Annotated in this window: 1 protein-coding gene; it reads left to right on the top strand. The window is 69.7% G+C overall.

Annotation, left to right across the window (positions count from 1 at the left end):
- Positions 1-155 (top strand): acyltransferase domain-containing protein (locus ADL08_RS35485; RefSeq protein WP_159048499.1); only part of this gene is annotated, 155 nt, incomplete at its 5' end.
- Positions 156-347 lie beyond the last annotated feature (192 nt).

The raw sequence follows: 347 nt of genomic DNA, 5'->3' as shown, positions 1-347 counted from the left end.
AAGTCGCTCTCTACCGCCTGATCGAGTCCTGGGGCGTGAAGCCCGAGATCCTGACCGGGCACTCGATCGGTGAGATTGCCGCCGCGCATGTGGCGGGGGGGTTTTCCCTTGAGGACGCCTGCACGCTGGGGTCGGCTCGGGGGTGTCTTGTGTAGGGGGTCCCCGCCGGGGGGGGGGTGATTTCGGCTCAGGGTTTGGGGGGGACGGGCCCAGATCCACGGGACGGGCAACGGCCCCGGCCGCGAAGCCACGGAGGAGCTCGATATGGCCCCGTAGCGCTCCCTCCGTACGACCGGAGATCACCCACGGCACCACCACCGGAGCCACACCCCCGTCCAGTACGGCCT

This window comes from Streptomyces sp. NRRL F-6492, assembly GCF_001280125.1.
Lineage (GTDB): Bacteria > Actinomycetota > Actinomycetes > Streptomycetales > Streptomycetaceae > Streptomyces.
This window is presented reverse-complemented; position numbering and strand designations above follow the sequence as displayed.